A 14,823-nucleotide genomic window follows, 5' to 3' on the forward strand; every position below is an offset into this window, starting at 1 on the left:
GACGCGTCGTTTTGGCCTAAGTCTACCTGTTGATTCACGTTTTCGCCTGATCTTTAAGGGCGATATACTAAGAACATGGTCATAATGAACGCTTAATTCGTTATTTTTTAATCTCAACAGGAGAGGTTGTGATGTCAACCCCACGTCAAATTCTTGCTGCAATTTTCGATATGGATGGACTACTGATCGATTCCGAACCGCTCTGGGATCGCGCTGAACTGGACGTGATGGCAAGTTTAGGCGTAGATATTACTCGGCGCCATGAGTTACCAGACACGCTTGGGCTACGCATTGATATGGTTGTCGATCTCTGGTTTGCGCAGCAACCGTGGAGCGGCCCCGATCGCCAGGAAGTGACAAACCGTGTTATTGCCCGCGCGATTACGCTTATCGAAGAGACGCGCCCTCTTTTGCCGGGTGTGCGCGAGGCCGTGGCACTGTGTAAAGCGCAGGGGTTATTAGTGGGGCTTGCCTCGGCATCGCCGCTGCATATGCTGGAAAAAGTGCTCACCATGTTTGAACTGCGCGACAGTTTTGACGCGCTGGCTTCTGCGGAAAAATTGCCCTACAGCAAACCGCATCCGCAGGTCTATCTGGATTGTGCGGCCAAATTAGGCGTTGATCCATTAACCTGCGTGGCGCTGGAGGATTCGGTGAATGGTCTAATCGCGGCAAAGGCGGCGCGAATGCGCGCCATTGTGGTGCCAGCAGAAGAAAACCAGCATGATCCGCGCTTTGCGCTGGCGAATGTCAAACTTAACTCACTGACAGAGCTGACGGCGGCGCATCTACTCGGTTAAGATGTTTCCGAAACAAAGTCAACGGGCAATTAGCCGCTGAGCCAGACGGCAAGCGGCTTTGACAGAGACAAAGAGTTACAACGTCACCACTTCCGCCTACTGTATAAAAACCCTATACTGTATGAATTGACAGTTTAATGGGTTTTATCATGACGGCGGAAGGACATCTTCTTTTTTCTATAGCCAGCGCGGTTTTCGCCAAGAATGCCGAGTTAACGCCCGTCCTTGCGCACGGCGACTGGTGGCATATTATTCCTTCGGCTATTTTGACCTGTCTGCTGCCGGATATCGACCACCCCAAATCTTTTCTTGGTCAGCGCCTGAAATGGGTATCGAAACCGATCGCCCGCGCGTTCGGTCACCGGGGGTTTACCCATAGTCTGCTGGCGGTCTTTGCCCTACTGGCGACCTTTTATCTCAAGGTTCCGGATACGTGGATTATCCCGGCGGATGCGCTGCAAGGCATGGTACTCGGCTATTTAAGCCATATCGTCGCGGATATGCTCACCCCCGCAGGCGTTCCCTTACTGTGGCCGTGCCGCTGGCGTTTCCGCCTGCCTATTCTGGCGCCGCGCAAAGGCAATCAGCTGGAGCGATTTTTATGTATGGCGTTGTTTGCCTGGGCGGTGTGGATGCCGCAGTCCATGCCGGAAAACAACGTCATACGCTGGTCTTCGCAGATGATCACTATCCTGCAAATGCAGTTCAATCGTTTTATAAATCACCAGATTGATTAGTAAATCAACGCCAAAGTCATTTTTGGTATAAACCATTCCATTTGAATATAAGAGCCAGCTCACAGTTCTGCTAATCTTGCGCGAACAGAATCGCTAAAACACAGCGCTTCATAATAAAAAAATCAGGAGAACGGGGATGAATTTTCCATTAATTGCGAACATTGCGGTGTTCGTCATTCTGCTGTTTGTACTGGCGCAGGCCCGTCATAAACAGTGGAGTCTGGCTAAAAAAGTGCTTGTCGGCCTTGTGATGGGCGTGATCTTTGGTCTGGCCCTGCACACCATTTATGGCGCTGACAGTCAGGTGTTAAAAGACTCCATTCAGTGGTTCAATATTGTCGGCAACGGCTATGTGCAATTGCTACAAATGATTGTGATGCCGCTGGTATTCGCCTCTATTTTAAGCGCCGTGGCACGACTGCATAACGCCTCTCAATTGGGGAAAATCAGTTTTCTGACTATCGGCACGCTGCTGTTTACTACCCTTATCGCAGCGCTGGTGGGCGTGCTGGTCACCAATCTGTTCGGACTGACGGCGGAAGGTCTGGTTCAGGGCGGCGCGGAAACCGCGCGTCTGAATGCCATTGAGACGAGCTATGTCGGCAAAGTGGCCGATCTCAGCGTGCCGCAACTGGTGCTGTCTTTTGTACCGAAAAATCCGTTTGCAGATCTGACTGGCGCAAATCCTACGTCTATTATCAGCGTGGTGATTTTCGCCGCATTCCTGGGCGTGGCCGCGCTTAAACTGCTGAAAGATGATGCGCCAAAAGGCGAGCGTGTGCTTGTTGCTATCGATACCCTGCAAAGCTGGGTGATGAAGCTGGTGCGTCTGGTGATGCAACTTACGCCTTATGGCGTACTGGCGCTGATGACGAAAGTGGTTGCTGGCTCCAATCTGCAGGACATCATTAAGCTTGGAAGCTTCGTGGTAGCGTCATATCTTGGTCTGGCGATAATGTTTCTGGTTCACGGCATACTATTGGGCGTGAACGGGATTAGCCCGCTGAAATATTTCCGCAAGGTGTGGCCGGTGCTGACATTTGCCTTTACCAGCCGCTCCAGCGCCGCCTCCATTCCACTTAATGTCGAAGCGCAAACCCGCCGCCTGGGCGTGCCGGAGTCCATAGCCAGCTTTGCTGCCTCTTTTGGCGCGACCATCGGCCAAAACGGTTGTGCCGGTCTTTATCCTGCGATGTTGGCGGTAATGGTTGCGCCGACAGTCGGCATCAACCCCTTAGACCCCGTATGGATAGCCACGCTGGTGGGTATCGTTACCGTAAGTTCGGCGGGTGTTGCCGGCGTTGGCGGCGGCGCGACCTTCGCCGCGCTGATTGTGCTGCCTGCCATGGGCTTACCGGTCACGCTGGTCGCGCTGTTAATCTCCGTCGAACCGTTGATTGATATGGGCCGTACCGCGCTGAACGTGAGTGGCTCAATGACCGCGGGTACGCTGACCAGCCAGTGGCTGAAGCAGACCGATAAAACCATTCTCGATAGCGAAGAAGACGCTGAACTGGCGCATCGATAATACATTATCGGGAGTTCACATCGTCTGAGACACGACGATCAGCAACTCAAAATGTCTGTCACTAAAAACGCCGGTCTCCAGTACCGGCGTTTTGTTTTTTTCTTAGTCAGCGATTTCGTTTTCCTGGCGAACCTGATTCGCCCAACGCTGCGCCGATTCTGGCACGCTAAAGGCGGGCGACCGTTGAAATGACTCCCCCGTCAGAACAAAGGCAACATATTTACCGCGCAGTATCCAGACGTCGCGAAACGTATCCATTTTTATCGCATGTTCCGGCGGCGCGGGTTCAACACGCGGAATATAGCTAATAATCTGGCGATTTTGCTGGCGAAGAGGTTTCATCATTAATGCTTCACTAAAAGAGGCTAAGAGCCTATCCCATTAGGGCTATTTTACTTGCCATTTTGGTCCTGGGCAGTGCTCAAAATCCTCACGTACTACGTGTACGCTCCGGTTTTTGCGCGCTGTCCGTGTCCAAACTGGCTGCGCCAATAACGCCTACTGGGATAGGCTCTAAGGCTAAAAATCAGAAAAACACTATTTTAGCCGATCTTCGCCCCCGACGTCCTGTTCCGCGCGTGCGATTTCCCTGTTATACCCTGTCTGCCGTTCCGCTCTCCCCCGGCATAATTGCTGAAATGTTCTATAGTTAGAGTGATTTTGACTACTACCACGCCCATTTCAGTGATGAAAGCAGGAGACGAGTTCAATGTCGCATAATGAGAAATCCCCCCATCAGTCCCCCGTGCATGATACCCGTGAATCACAGCCCGGCCTGGACTCCCTGGCGCCGTCAGACGGTTCACATCGCCCCACGCCAGAACCGACGCCGCCGGGCGCGCAACCAACGGCCCCCGGCAGCTTAAAAGCGCCCGAGACCGCGAATGATAAGCTCACTGCCCTCGACGCCTTTCGTAAAGGCAGCGAAAATTATGCGCTGACCACCAATCAGGGCGTGCGCATCGCCGACGATCAAAATTCTCTTCGCGCCGGCAGCCGTGGCCCTACGCTGTTGGAAGATTTTATCCTGCGCGAGAAAATTACCCACTTTGACCATGAGCGTATCCCGGAGAGGATCGTTCACGCCCGCGGATCAGCAGCGCACGGCTATTTTCAGCCATATAAAGACCTGAGCGACATCACGAAAGCCGCGTTTCTGTGCGATCCACAGAAAATTACCCCGGTCTTTGTTCGCTTTTCGACAGTACAGGGCGGCGCGGGGTCTGCTGATACCGTACGTGATATCCGCGGTTTTGCGACCAAATTTTATACCGAAGAGGGAATTTTCGATCTCGTCGGTAATAACACGCCGATCTTTTTTATCCAGGATGCGCATAAGTTTCCGGATTTTGTGCACGCCGTTAAGCCCGAACCACATTGGGCTATTCCGCAAGGACAGAGCGCGCACGACACCTTCTGGGACTATGTTTCCTTACAGCCTGAGACGCTGCACAACGTCATGTGGGCAATGTCGGATCGCGGTATTCCACGCAGTTATCGGACGATGGAAGGGTTCGGCATTCACACCTTCCGTCTGATCAATGCACAAGGGAAAGCGACCTTTGTCCGTTTCCACTGGAAACCGTTGGCAGGTAAAGCCTCGCTGGTGTGGGATGAGTCACAAAAACTGACCGGTCGCGATCCGGATTTTCACCGCAGGGATCTGTGGGAGGCCATCGAAGCGGGCGATTTCCCGGAATACGAGCTGGGCCTACAACTCATTGCCGAAGAGGATGAATTTAAATTCGATTTTGATCTGCTCGATCCGACCAAACTGATTCCGGAAGAGCTGGTGCCAGTACAACGCGTCGGCAAAATGGTGTTAAACCGTAATCCGGATAACTTTTTCGCTGAAAACGAACAGGCGGCATTTCATCCAGGGCATATTGTTCCCGGCATTGATTTTACCAACGATCCGCTGTTACAGGGGCGTCTGTTCTCTTATACCGACACGCAAATCAGTCGTCTGGGCGGGCCAAACTTCCACGAAATTCCGATTAACCGCCCTACCTGCCCCTACCATAACTTCCAGCGTGACGGTATGCACCGGATGGATATCGACACCAATCCGGCGAACTATGAACCAAACTCCATTAATGACAACTGGCCACGCGAAACGCCGCCAGCGCCAAAACACGGCGGCTTCGAATCATACCAGGAACGCGTGGATGGCAATAAAATCCGCGAACGCAGCCCCTCTTTCGGTGAATATTACTCGCATCCTCGCCTGTTCTGGCTCAGTCAGACGCCGATAGAACAGCAGCATATTATTGACGCGTTCAGCTTTGAACTGGGTAAAGTCGCCCGCGCGTATATTCGGGAGCGGGTGGTCGATCAGTTAGCGCATATTGATGTCACGCTGGCTGAGGGCGTCGCGCATAATCTCGGTTTTGCACTCACCCATGAGCAAACGCAAATTGCCCCGCCTCCTGATGTCAACGGTCTGAAAAAAGATCCGGCGCTCAGCCTGTATGCGGTGCCGGACGGCGATGTTAAAGGCCGCGTGGTCGCTATCCTGCTGAACGACAAGGTTAACGCCGCCGATCTGCTGACCATTTTGCAGGCTTTAAAAGCTAAAGGCGTCCACGCAAAACTGCTCTATTCACGGATGGGTGAAGTAACGGCTGATGACGGTTCAACATTAACTATTGCGGCAACCTTTGCCGGCGCGCCGTCGCTAACGGTCGATGCGGTAATAGTACCGTGCGGCAATATTGCCGATATCGAGAGTTGCGGCGATGCCCGTTACTACCTTCTGGAAGCCTACAAACATCTGAAGCCCATCGCACTGGCAGGCGACGCCCGACGGTTTAAGGCGCTTTTAAACATTGATAGCCAGGGGGAAGAAGGACTTGTTGAGGCAGATAACGTTGACCACCACTTTATGGACACTCTGCTGACGCTGATGGCGGCACATCGTGTCTGGTCGCGTGCGGGGAAAATTAACGCGATTCCTGCATAAACGGCAAAAAATGCGGCGCATTCTTGCGCCGCAAACTCAGGAGCTAAATATCAAGAAAACTGCCAGGACGATATCCACGTTCCGCAATCGCTGCCTTGAGTGACGCAGACGTCAACACCTCCAGTTCAGTTAAGCGGGGGTAACAATAGGCGCTCTGGCGAATAATGTTGTCCACAAACGCCGGATGACACATCACCTCCAGAGAGGCTTCTCCTCGATGCGCCGAGGCGTCCAGAATGCGTAAAAAGCACGCTTCGGTGATCTCCTCGCCGTAAAATTCACTACTAAATCCTTGAGTGCTGCGCAAATCCGACGGCAGATCGTCTGCATTCAACACCGTCTGGCGGTCAATACGTAACGCAATCCCGCGCTGCGCCGCAAAGCGGGCGACGATGGGGAAAATTTGCGGGAACATATGCACATGATGGTGACTGTCGAGATGCGTTGGCTCGCGGCCAAATACGTCGATGAAACGCTGATACTGACACGCCAGTTCATGCGCAATTTCATCCAGCGGAAGCGTATCCTCCTCCGCCATTTGCCAGATCCATTTCCCCAACAGGCCGTCTCGCGTCAGGCCCGGCATCTCTGACACCGGTTTGCCTAACGTCAAAACAAAATGCATTCCCACCCCAAGCGCAGGCAGCTCGCGGCTAAGCTGCGCCGCATGGTCAATAGCCTCGCCATTGACCAGCGCCGTCGTGGAGGTCACAACGCCGTTGCGATATGCTTCAACAATGCCGTAATTTTGCCCTTTACTCAGGCCAAAATCATCGGCATTCACAATCAACACGCGTTCCATAGCCTACCTCTGTCAGTGGTGCTTACCTTTAAGCGCTTCGATGCAAGCGGCAAAATTAGGCAGCCATTTTTCATGCGCCAGAATGAGCTCACGCGCCAGGACTTCTGCGTCGCGGTCGGAATGCACCAGCGGACTCAGGTTAAGCGCCAGCAGCACATCATTAAAGTTTCCGCTCAGCGCCGCATTGCTGGCCGCGACCTCAAATCCTTTAATAGTGTGGATAAGCCCCAGGACTTTTTCGTCAAAACGGGTGATACGCGGGTGCGGCGTCGCGCCATTGCGTCCCAGAATGCAGGTCATTTCCACCGCCCAGTCCGCCGGGATATTCTCGACATGCCCATGATGTGGAATATTAACGTAATGCTCAGTCTGCTTGTCATTATAAATAGCGTTAATGACTTCACAAGCGGCATCGGAATAATAAGCGCCGCCGCGTTGCTCAAGCTCTTTCGGCTTCACGTTTAGCTCAGGATTTTTGTACAAGTCGAAGAGTTGTTTCTCCACTTTCTGTACGACCTGAGCGCGCGCGCCGCCTTTGTAATATTCGCCCATTTCAATCGCCAGCATCTCTTTTTGCTTGAAGTAATACAACAAATAAGAGCACGGCAGCATGTTCAGCGAGCGAATCAATCCTTCACTAAACGGCAGATCAAAGATATTTTTTACGGTTGACGCTTTCAACTGACCGGACGCCACGCCATCCAGTAATTCTGCGAACCGTGAGGTGCCATTCACCAGCACATCTTTAATAAAGACCATATGGTTTAGACCAAACAGGTCAATGGAAAGATCGTCAGTCTCATTCAGCGCCAGCACGTCATGAATAAACATTTTCATGCCGACAGGAATATTACATACGCCAATGAACTTTTTAAAGTTGGTATGACGATAAACCGCTTCCGTCACCATCCCTGCCGGATTAGTAAAGTTAATGACCCACGCATTCGGACATAATTCTTCAACATCTTTAATGATGTCAAAAATAACCGGAATGGTACGCAACCCTTTAAATAAACCGCCAGCGCCGTTGGTTTCTTGCCCCAGATAGCCGTGACTAAGCGGGATACGCTCGTCCAGCTCACGGGCTTTGAGTTGACCAACGCGTAGCTGGGTAGTGACAAAATTAGCGTCTTTCAGCGCTTCCCGGCGATCCAGCGTTTTATACAATTTTAGCGGAACGCCTGCTTTATCAATCATTCGCTGGCAGAGATCATAAATAATGCCCAGCTTCTCTTTCCCGTCTTCAACGTCAACCAGCCATAATTCGGTGACAGGTAATTCATGGTAGCGTTTAATAAAGCCTTCAAGTAATTCAGGGGTGTAGCTGCTCCCGCCACCAATAGTGACGACTTTTAATTTCTGGCTCATAATATCTCCCTTCAGTGTATGACACTGATATGTATTACGCTATGCCCGCTCGTAAGAAATAGCGTGACGTTCCCCGCGCTATTGGGGCAAGCGTGAAATGTAATTAATCGAGCAATGCAAACCGTTACTCATTAATTTCCGTCAATCGTTTCCGATAACTATTCGGCGTAAATGAGGTCATCTTCTTAAACGTTTTAATAAACAGACTTGGACTGCTATACCCGGCTTCATAAGCAATATCCGTAACCGAATAGTTGGTCATTTCCAACTGTTTCTTGGCAAAATTAATGCGAATCTCATTAATGATTTGCATCGGCGTTTTGCTGTAATAACGTCGGGTGGCGCGCGTCAGATACTCCTGGGATTTTGCCGACAGGCGCACCATATTTTCTAGCGCATGTTCGCCAAACTGCGTTTTATCATGCATTATCTCCACGGTTGCTTTCAGCCATTGTGGAATATCATCATAAACCTGCTCTTCGCGGTAATGACGTAAGCGGTTTATAATATAAAATGTCACCACTTCGATAAATTCGTCGAGCCCATTGCCGCGAAAATTCAACGACGCAATCACCGTTTCAATATAGGTAAGGAAGGTGCTATTCGCCCTGTATACCTGCGATGCCACAAAACAAAACGGCAGTAACGGAAGATAATGCTGTTCAAAAAAACGTTTACTAATTCCTACGTTCAGAATACGCGTTGCGCCAAACTCATAGAAACTTTGGTGATTCGACCCCACCGGGATAAAAACAAAATCTCCACGTTCCAGCAGCACACGCTTCCCGTTAATCTCCTGGTAATAACGTCCGGTTAATACCAGGGTAAATTCATAGTAGTCGTGCTGATGCAGCCCGGTGACGCTTTCCGTCTTGTTATAGATAAACACATGGAAATTTTTGCCATTGAAGAGCTGCTGCTCATAAACCGTTTTGATTTCCGTTGCGTTAACCTGTAGCTGCATCATCCGCCCCCTGTTATTTCAGTTTCTCATGGAGCTCAATCAACTCAGCGATCAGTTCACGAGCCAGCATTGATGTCATCAAATGATCCTGAGCGTGAACCAGGACCAGACTGACTTTCATTTTGCCTTCGCCCTGATCGCCTTCGATGAGTTTTGTCTGCACAAGATGCGCTTCATTGAGCGCTATGCGCGACTGGTCCATCATCGCTTTCGCCGCCTCAAAATCGCCTTCTTTCGCTTTTCTGAGCGCGCCATATGCCAGGCTGCGCGCCTGACCAGAATTGATGATAAGCCCCATAACGACTTCTTCGAGTTCCTCAGCCGCTGTCTGGTTATCTACAACATTTTCAAGATCAAACATAGTCTTTCCTCTGATTCAGCCCGGCATGGCATCCCATGCCGGCGCGGAGTTTAGAATTTCAGTGCGTTAGCGATATCTTCTTCGCTTTCTTCCTGCTCGATGGCGTTCTGCGCTTTGTTAGCCACCACCACGAAGGGGAGATAAATCAGGGTAGCGACCGCCAGGTTAAATAGCGCAACCAGCAACGCGGCGACACTGCCGTTGGTGTTAAAGAACGCCCCCAGCCCGGTTGGCATGGTCCACGGCGCAATATTGGTAATCGGCGGAATAATACCCAAATAGTAAGCCACCAGCGTAATCGCCGCCAGAATCGGCTGTACCAGAATGAAGGGGATAAACATCACCGGGTTCATAATAATCGGCAGGCCAAACAGGATGGGTTCGTTAATCTGGAAGATACCTGACGGCAGCGCCAGTTTTGCCACCTGGCGATAGTCCGCGCGACGGGATGCCAGGAAGATAGCGATGATCAGACCCAGCGTTGCGCCGCTACCACCGAGGAAGATATAAGAATCCAGCATCGGTTTCGCCCAGATATGGAACGTTTTACCGGCTTCCAGTGCCGCATCGACGGAGCCATACTGCTGGTAAATAGAGATGTTTTCCAGCGCCCAGGGCGTCATGATGCCGCTGTCCAGCGCGGTCAGCGCCAGCGAACCATGAATACCAAAGAACCACAGCAGCGGTACAAAAATGACATATGCCCACCCTACCACGCTACCCAGCGATGCCAGCGGCGTAGAGATAGTGTCCATAATAATCTGATGGAAGTTAGAACCGTAATTAGACAGCGCCCAGGCAATAATCCCCATAATAGAGAGAATAATAAAGCCGGGAATTAATGCTGAGAATGAACGAGACACCGAAGCCGGTACGCTGTCCGGTAGCTTAATCACCCAGTTACGCCGGACAATAAATGTAAACATCTCCGCGACCACCAGGCCAATAATAATACCGGAGATAATATTCGCGCCGCCCAGCCAGTTAGCGCCTACGGCATAGGCCTCGCCGACACTATACGGCGTTACGGTCATAAATGCCGCCACGGAGAGCAGTCCGGCGGCCAGCGCATCAACCTTGCGCTCTTCCGCCAGCGCCATGCCGATAAAAAATGGCGCCATGAGCGACATAATGCCCAATGTGCCGTTATAGACGTTCCCGCCGATGCCTTTCAATCCATTAAGTGTTTCAATGGTTGAGGCATCAAGCCGAATGCCCATGGAATAAAAAAACGACCCCTCCCCAAAGCTCAGGAAAACGTTATTAATTAATACAAACATCGCCCCCGCAAGGGTTAATGGCATTAAACGAATAAAGCCGTTCTTGATTGCATTAACGTGTGGCTGCTTTCCTATTTTTACAGCAAAAGGAAGGAGTACCTTTTCAAGTGAAGCAATAACGTTACTCATAGAAAAATACCCTTAAATACCGCAATAAAATATTGCGGTTAGTGTATGAAATAACTCTTTGACGGGAAAAATTAAAAAATAATTAATTCGCGGCGGCTTTTTTAATTGCCGCTACCGCAGCTTTAAGCACGCCTAAGCCATCTACCTTGCCGTACAACATTGAATCAATGACTTCTACCGGTTTACCGGGTAATAAACGCTGAATTTCGGGGAGCATATAAGCAATTTGCGGGCCTAATAACACGACGTCCGCTGCCGGGCCTTTTTCACCGGCCAGGGTTTCAGGGAATGCTTCAATAATCACCGGCACTTCATATTTTTCAGCCTGAGCGCGCATTTTTGATACCAGTAACGATGTTGACATGCCCGCAGAACAAAACAGATAAATGTGTTTCTTTTCCATAAAAACCTTCCTCATGTGCGATTATCTGTCAACCAGATACGCCGCAAGCCTCAACCTGCATCCATACTCTGGGCGACTTGCGTAACCGGATTTACTTTTTTAGGTGGCTGAAATGAGTATACGGGATCGGACCGCCGGATGGTATTTCCTTGACCCACTAAATTGTCTCTCATTGACCTGGCGTTATGACCCCCCTCACATTTCGGGCAAATAATTCGCGATAATAAATAAGGTTATGGCAGGCACAAAAAAACCGGCTCGCAGGCCGGTTTCCTTGAATGTTCAGGCAATGTACAGTTGTTACTGCTTCGGCGCCTGTGGGTCAGTGTCGTACTCCGCACAGGTCTGATAGCCGGAGTTAATCACGTGCCCAGTATCATCCAGCGCAACAAAGTAGGTTTCCGCTTTACCATCACGTTGACCCAGGATGTAGGTCTGACAGGTACCGCGCGCATGAATCATGCTCACTTCAGATGACGGTTTGCCCGCAATCTGCGCAACCTGCGCCCTGCTCATTCCTTTTTTAACATCTTTAACGACAGGCTCAACAAATTGGTCTTTTGTACGATCATACGCCGTACAGCCTGCCAGCATAGTCATTACCGCCGCTGCGCTTAAAATTCCTGCTACGTTCTTGTTCATTTTCCGTCCTCTTGTTTATCAGCGTGTTATGTAAGCCTGGAATACATCAGAACATTTTTCAAGCCGCGCCTCGCCACAAAAAGTCTTTCGGAAAATTCTCTAACGCAGCGATATGTTGTTTTAAACACCGCTTAGCCCGCCAAACCTTGTCGTTTCAGCGGCGAAGGGTTAGCTTTAACAGGGTAAAGATTCATTTTTTTAATGTCGAAGGGGGTTAAATGACTCTGCAGCAAGAGATAATCCAGGCGCTTGGCGCGAAACCGCATATCAACCCTGAAGAAGAAATTCGCCGCAGCGTGGATTTTCTTAAAGCGTACCTGAAAACCTATCCCTTTTTGAAATCGCTGGTGTTAGGCATCAGCGGCGGGCAGGATTCGACGCTGGCCGGGAAACTTAGCCAGATGGCTATCGCCGAATTGCGGGAAGAGACCGGTGATAATGCGCTGCAGTTTATCGCCGTTCGTCTGCCTTATGGCGTGCAGGCCGATGAACAGGATTGCCAGGACGCCATTGCTTTTATTCAGCCGGACAGAGTACTCACCGTCAATATTAAAGGCGCCGTCCTCGCCAGCGAGCAGGCGCTGCGCGAAGCGGGAATTGAGCTGAGCGATTTTGTTCGCGGCAATGAAAAAGCGCGTGAGCGAATGAAAGCGCAATATAGCATCGCCGGTATGACTCACGGCGTCGTGGTGGGTACCGACCATGCGGCGGAAGCGATAACCGGGTTCTTCACCAAATATGGCGATGGCGGTACCGATATTAACCCGCTTCATCGTCTTAACAAACGCCAGGGCAAACAGCTTCTCGCAGCGCTGGGCTGTCCTGAGCATCTGTATAAAAAAGTCCCCACCGCCGATTTGGAAGACGACCGCCCTTCACTGCCTGATGAAGCCGCGCTGGGCGTAACGTATGACAATATTGACGATTACCTGGAAGGCAAAACGCTGGACTCCGCCATCGCTAAAACTATCGAAGGCTGGTATGTAAAAACTGAACATAAGCGCCGTTTACCGATTACGGTATTCGACGACTTTTGGAAAAAGTAAGCGTACTTCTACTGTTGTGCCGGATATCGCTCGTCTATCCGGCCTCCTCTCTTCCCAGCCTCTTTTTTAATCACCCATCCGCTGTTATACTGGATGAATAACCAGTTAACGGAGATCACTGTGGTACGGCGTCAATCAGCCCCCCGCCTTGAGTTTGAAGCGGCGGCCATTTACGAATATCCAGAACATTTACGTCCTTTCCTCAGCGAAGCGCCAGCCTTACCGGGCGTCTATATATTTCATAGCGAAAGCGATACGCTGCCGCTTTATATCGGTAAAAGCGTAAATATTCGCAGCCGGCTGCTCTCACATCTGCGAACGCCTGACGAGGCCGCTATGCTGCGACAGGCGCGCCGGATAAGCTGGATCTGCACCGCTGGGGAAATGGGCGCGTTGCTGCTGGAGGCGCGGCTGATCAAAGAACAACAGCCGCTGTTTAACAAGCGGTTACGGCGTAATCGCCAGCTTTGCTCTCTCCAGTTGAGCGAACAAAAGATTGAGGTCGTTTCCGCCCGCAGCGTCGATTTTTCCCATGAGCCGAACCTGTTTGGGCTCTTCGCCAACCGTCGGGCGGCGCTGCAAAGCTTACAGAACCTCGCCGATGAACAAAAATTGTGTTATGGCCTGCTGGGGCTTGAACCGGTAAGCCGTGGGCGCGCCTGTTTTCGTTTCGCTCTGAAGCGCTGCGCTGGCGCGTGCTGTGGGCAAGAAACCCCGCAGGCGCATTTTCTTCGTCTGCAGGCCTCGCTGGAACGGTTACGTGTGGTTTGCTGGCCCTGGAAAGGCGCTATCGCGTTAAAAGAGAGCCGCCCGCAAATGACCCAGTTCCACATTATCAACAACTGGTTATGGCTGGGGGCGGTACCCTCGCTGGATGAGGCCGCCACCCTGGTGCGCACCCCTGCGGGCTTTGATCAGGATGGCTATAAAATTCTCTGTAAGCCACTAATGTCAGGTCAATATGAGATCATTGAACTGCACACCGACTGTCGCCAGTCATAAAGAAAACCGCCGATCCTGTCCACCTCAACGATTGTGTTGTCGACAAGACCGGCGGTCTTAAATTATGCGGAAAGTTATTCTGCCGCAGCAGGCATTTTACCTTCTTGCGCCGGGCGTTCTGTCAGACGCTTCTCAAAATTAGCGTTATATTGCTTTTTCTGCTCCGGCGTCAGAACGTTATAAATTTTATTCTGGGTTTCCATATGCGCCAGCATATTGGCCTTGCGCTGTGCTTCCATTTTCGTAATTTGCGCTTCGGCTTTGGCTTTATCGAAGGTATCGCTGGCGATAATATCATGCATGGCGCGACGCTCTTCCAGCGGCGGACGTTTCATTTGCTCGCGCTGCGCTTTCATAATGTCGCGAATTTGTTGCCTCTGTGCGTCCGTCAGGTTCAGGTTTTTAAACATCATATCGTGATGTGGGCCAAATTTACCTTTATGCTGCATCATTGGCTTCGCATCCGCTGGCGCGGCGGTGGTAGTCTCAGCGGCATGAGCGAGATTCGCAGCACCCATCGCCAGGGTAGAGGCAACAAATAGAGCAGTCAGTTTACGCATATTTCCATCCTTCCTTTCAGTTATTTTTACGGCATATTTAAAACAGCGCCGTGTTGTCGTGATTAACTTTAACCGTCTTAGCGTCAATTAGTCATAACAACGGTAAAACAATGAAAGTATAAAAAACACTTTTTCGCCAATTGTGAAGAAAAAAAGAATAAATTGCGCAGAGTTGAAAGAGAAATATACAACAGCATGATATAGCAGAAATTATGCAGAACTATAACGCAGCAACGCTT

At 50.8% G+C, this 14,823-nt stretch carries 15 protein-coding genes; 6 read left to right on the forward strand and 9 right to left on the reverse strand.

Going from position 1 to position 14,823, the window contains the following annotated elements:
• Positions 1 to 131 precede the first annotated feature (131 nt).
• From hxpB to tcyP, 3 genes are all read left to right on the forward strand, one after another.
• On the forward strand, positions 132 to 800 hold the full coding sequence (gene hxpB / locus NA330_RS02295; RefSeq protein ID WP_000106854.1) for a hexitol phosphatase HxpB: 669 nt from the start codon (positions 132 to 134) through the stop codon (positions 798 to 800).
• Between the two features lie 137 nt (positions 801 to 937).
• Positions 938 to 1,537 carry a metal-dependent hydrolase gene (locus tag NA330_RS02300; protein ID WP_000505804.1) on the forward strand — a complete coding sequence of 200 codons (600 nt, stop codon included), beginning with the start codon at positions 938 to 940 and terminating at the stop codon, positions 1,535 to 1,537.
• Positions 1,538 to 1,673: 136 nt separating this feature from the next.
• Positions 1,674 to 3,065 carry a cystine/sulfocysteine:cation symporter gene (tcyP, locus tag NA330_RS02305; protein WP_023242014.1) on the forward strand — a complete coding sequence of 464 codons (1,392 nt, stop codon included), beginning with the start codon at positions 1,674 to 1,676 and terminating at the stop codon, positions 3,063 to 3,065.
• A gap of 102 nt (positions 3,066 to 3,167) precedes the next feature.
• On the opposite strand, the gene cedA is transcribed toward tcyP, so the two are convergent.
• A complete protein-coding gene (cedA, locus tag NA330_RS02310) occupies positions 3,168 to 3,410 on the reverse strand; it encodes a cell division activator CedA (RefSeq protein ID WP_000977510.1) in 243 nt (80 codons plus the stop codon).
• A 364-nt stretch (positions 3,411 to 3,774) separates the two neighbouring features.
• Between cedA and katE the strand changes: the two genes are divergently transcribed.
• Positions 3,775 to 6,027 (forward strand): catalase HPII, encoded by a 2,253-nt coding sequence (gene katE, locus NA330_RS02315; RefSeq protein WP_023242013.1) that lies wholly within the window; start codon positions 3,775 to 3,777, stop codon positions 6,025 to 6,027.
• A 43-nt stretch (positions 6,028 to 6,070) separates the two neighbouring features.
• Here the strand turns inward: katE and chbG are convergent, their stop codons facing one another.
• The 7 genes from chbG to osmE all read right to left on the reverse strand — a co-directional run bounded on the left by chbG (position 6,071) and on the right by osmE (position 11,976).
• Entirely contained in the window at positions 6,071 to 6,829 is a 759-nt protein-coding gene (chbG, locus tag NA330_RS02320; protein WP_000442730.1) for a chitin disaccharide deacetylase, read from the reverse strand.
• A 12-nt stretch (positions 6,830 to 6,841) separates the two neighbouring features.
• On the reverse strand, positions 6,842 to 8,197 hold the full coding sequence (locus NA330_RS02325) for a 6-phospho-beta-glucosidase (RefSeq protein WP_000078780.1): 1,356 nt from the start codon (positions 8,195 to 8,197) through the stop codon (positions 6,842 to 6,844).
• A gap of 124 nt (positions 8,198 to 8,321) precedes the next feature.
• The gene (gene chbR, locus NA330_RS02330) at positions 8,322 to 9,164 is read right to left on the reverse strand and encodes a transcriptional regulator ChbR (protein WP_000983393.1); all 843 of its coding nucleotides are present in this window, start codon (positions 9,162 to 9,164) and stop codon (positions 8,322 to 8,324) included.
• Between the two features lie 10 nt (positions 9,165 to 9,174).
• Complete coding sequence (chbA, locus tag NA330_RS02335) at positions 9,175 to 9,522, reverse strand: PTS N,N'-diacetylchitobiose transporter subunit IIA (protein ID WP_000459883.1); 348 nt, start codon at positions 9,520 to 9,522, stop codon at positions 9,175 to 9,177.
• A gap of 50 nt (positions 9,523 to 9,572) precedes the next feature.
• A complete protein-coding gene (gene chbC / locus NA330_RS02340; RefSeq protein ID WP_000073063.1) occupies positions 9,573 to 10,931 on the reverse strand; it encodes a PTS N,N'-diacetylchitobiose transporter subunit IIC in 1,359 nt (452 codons plus the stop codon).
• A gap of 82 nt (positions 10,932 to 11,013) precedes the next feature.
• Complete coding sequence (chbB, locus tag NA330_RS02345; protein ID WP_000412161.1) at positions 11,014 to 11,334, reverse strand: PTS N,N'-diacetylchitobiose transporter subunit IIB; 321 nt, start codon at positions 11,332 to 11,334, stop codon at positions 11,014 to 11,016.
• A 300-nt stretch (positions 11,335 to 11,634) separates the two neighbouring features.
• On the reverse strand, positions 11,635 to 11,976 hold the full coding sequence (osmE, locus tag NA330_RS02350) for an osmotically-inducible lipoprotein OsmE (protein WP_001039301.1): 342 nt from the start codon (positions 11,974 to 11,976) through the stop codon (positions 11,635 to 11,637).
• A 218-nt stretch (positions 11,977 to 12,194) separates the two neighbouring features.
• On the opposite strand from osmE, the gene nadE reads away from it, so the two are divergent.
• Together nadE and cho are read left to right on the forward strand one after the other, a co-directional pair.
• Positions 12,195 to 13,022 (forward strand): ammonia-dependent NAD(+) synthetase, encoded by an 828-nt coding sequence (gene nadE / locus NA330_RS02355; protein WP_000174982.1) that lies wholly within the window; start codon positions 12,195 to 12,197, stop codon positions 13,020 to 13,022.
• Between the two features lie 120 nt (positions 13,023 to 13,142).
• A complete protein-coding gene (gene cho, locus NA330_RS02360) occupies positions 13,143 to 14,024 on the forward strand; it encodes an excinuclease Cho (RefSeq protein WP_023242011.1) in 882 nt (293 codons plus the stop codon).
• Positions 14,025 to 14,098: 74 nt separating this feature from the next.
• On the opposite strand, the gene spy is transcribed toward cho, so the two are convergent.
• Positions 14,099 to 14,584 carry an ATP-independent periplasmic protein-refolding chaperone Spy gene (gene spy, locus NA330_RS02365; RefSeq protein ID WP_001229003.1) on the reverse strand — a complete coding sequence of 162 codons (486 nt, stop codon included), beginning with the start codon at positions 14,582 to 14,584 and terminating at the stop codon, positions 14,099 to 14,101.
• Between the last annotated feature and the right edge of the window lie 239 nt (positions 14,585 to 14,823).

Origin of the sequence: Salmonella sp. NW722, assembly GCF_051702785.1 — a bacterium.
Lineage (GTDB): Bacteria > Pseudomonadota > Gammaproteobacteria > Enterobacterales > Enterobacteriaceae > Salmonella > Salmonella enterica.

Excerpts from the sequence above, each read along its gene's own strand:
- chbC (WP_000073063.1), bottom strand. The coding sequence starts at position 10,931 with ATGAGTAACGTTATTGCTTCACTTGAAAAGGTACTCCTTCCTTTTGCT.
- hxpB (WP_000106854.1), top strand. The coding sequence starts at position 132 with ATGTCAACCCCACGTCAAATTCTTGCTGCAATTTTCGATATGGATGGA.
- chbR (WP_000983393.1), bottom strand. The coding sequence starts at position 9,164 with ATGATGCAGCTACAGGTTAACGCAACGGAAATCAAAACGGTTTATGAG.
- chbA (WP_000459883.1), bottom strand. The coding sequence starts at position 9,522 with ATGTTTGATCTTGAAAATGTTGTAGATAACCAGACAGCGGCTGAGGAA.
- tcyP (WP_023242014.1), top strand. The coding sequence starts at position 1,674 with ATGAATTTTCCATTAATTGCGAACATTGCGGTGTTCGTCATTCTGCTG.
- NA330_RS02300 (WP_000505804.1), top strand. The coding sequence starts at position 938 with ATGGGTTTTATCATGACGGCGGAAGGACATCTTCTTTTTTCTATAGCC.
- cedA (WP_000977510.1), bottom strand. The coding sequence starts at position 3,410 with ATGATGAAACCTCTTCGCCAGCAAAATCGCCAGATTATTAGCTATATT.
- osmE (WP_001039301.1), bottom strand. The coding sequence starts at position 11,976 with ATGAACAAGAACGTAGCAGGAATTTTAAGCGCAGCGGCGGTAATGACT.
- chbG (WP_000442730.1), bottom strand. The coding sequence starts at position 6,829 with ATGGAACGCGTGTTGATTGTGAATGCCGATGATTTTGGCCTGAGTAAA.
- nadE (WP_000174982.1), top strand. The coding sequence starts at position 12,195 with ATGACTCTGCAGCAAGAGATAATCCAGGCGCTTGGCGCGAAACCGCAT.
- katE (WP_023242013.1), top strand. The coding sequence starts at position 3,775 with ATGTCGCATAATGAGAAATCCCCCCATCAGTCCCCCGTGCATGATACC.
- NA330_RS02325 (WP_000078780.1), bottom strand. The coding sequence starts at position 8,197 with ATGAGCCAGAAATTAAAAGTCGTCACTATTGGTGGCGGGAGCAGCTAC.
- spy (WP_001229003.1), bottom strand. The coding sequence starts at position 14,584 with ATGCGTAAACTGACTGCTCTATTTGTTGCCTCTACCCTGGCGATGGGT.
- chbB (WP_000412161.1), bottom strand. The coding sequence starts at position 11,334 with ATGGAAAAGAAACACATTTATCTGTTTTGTTCTGCGGGCATGTCAACA.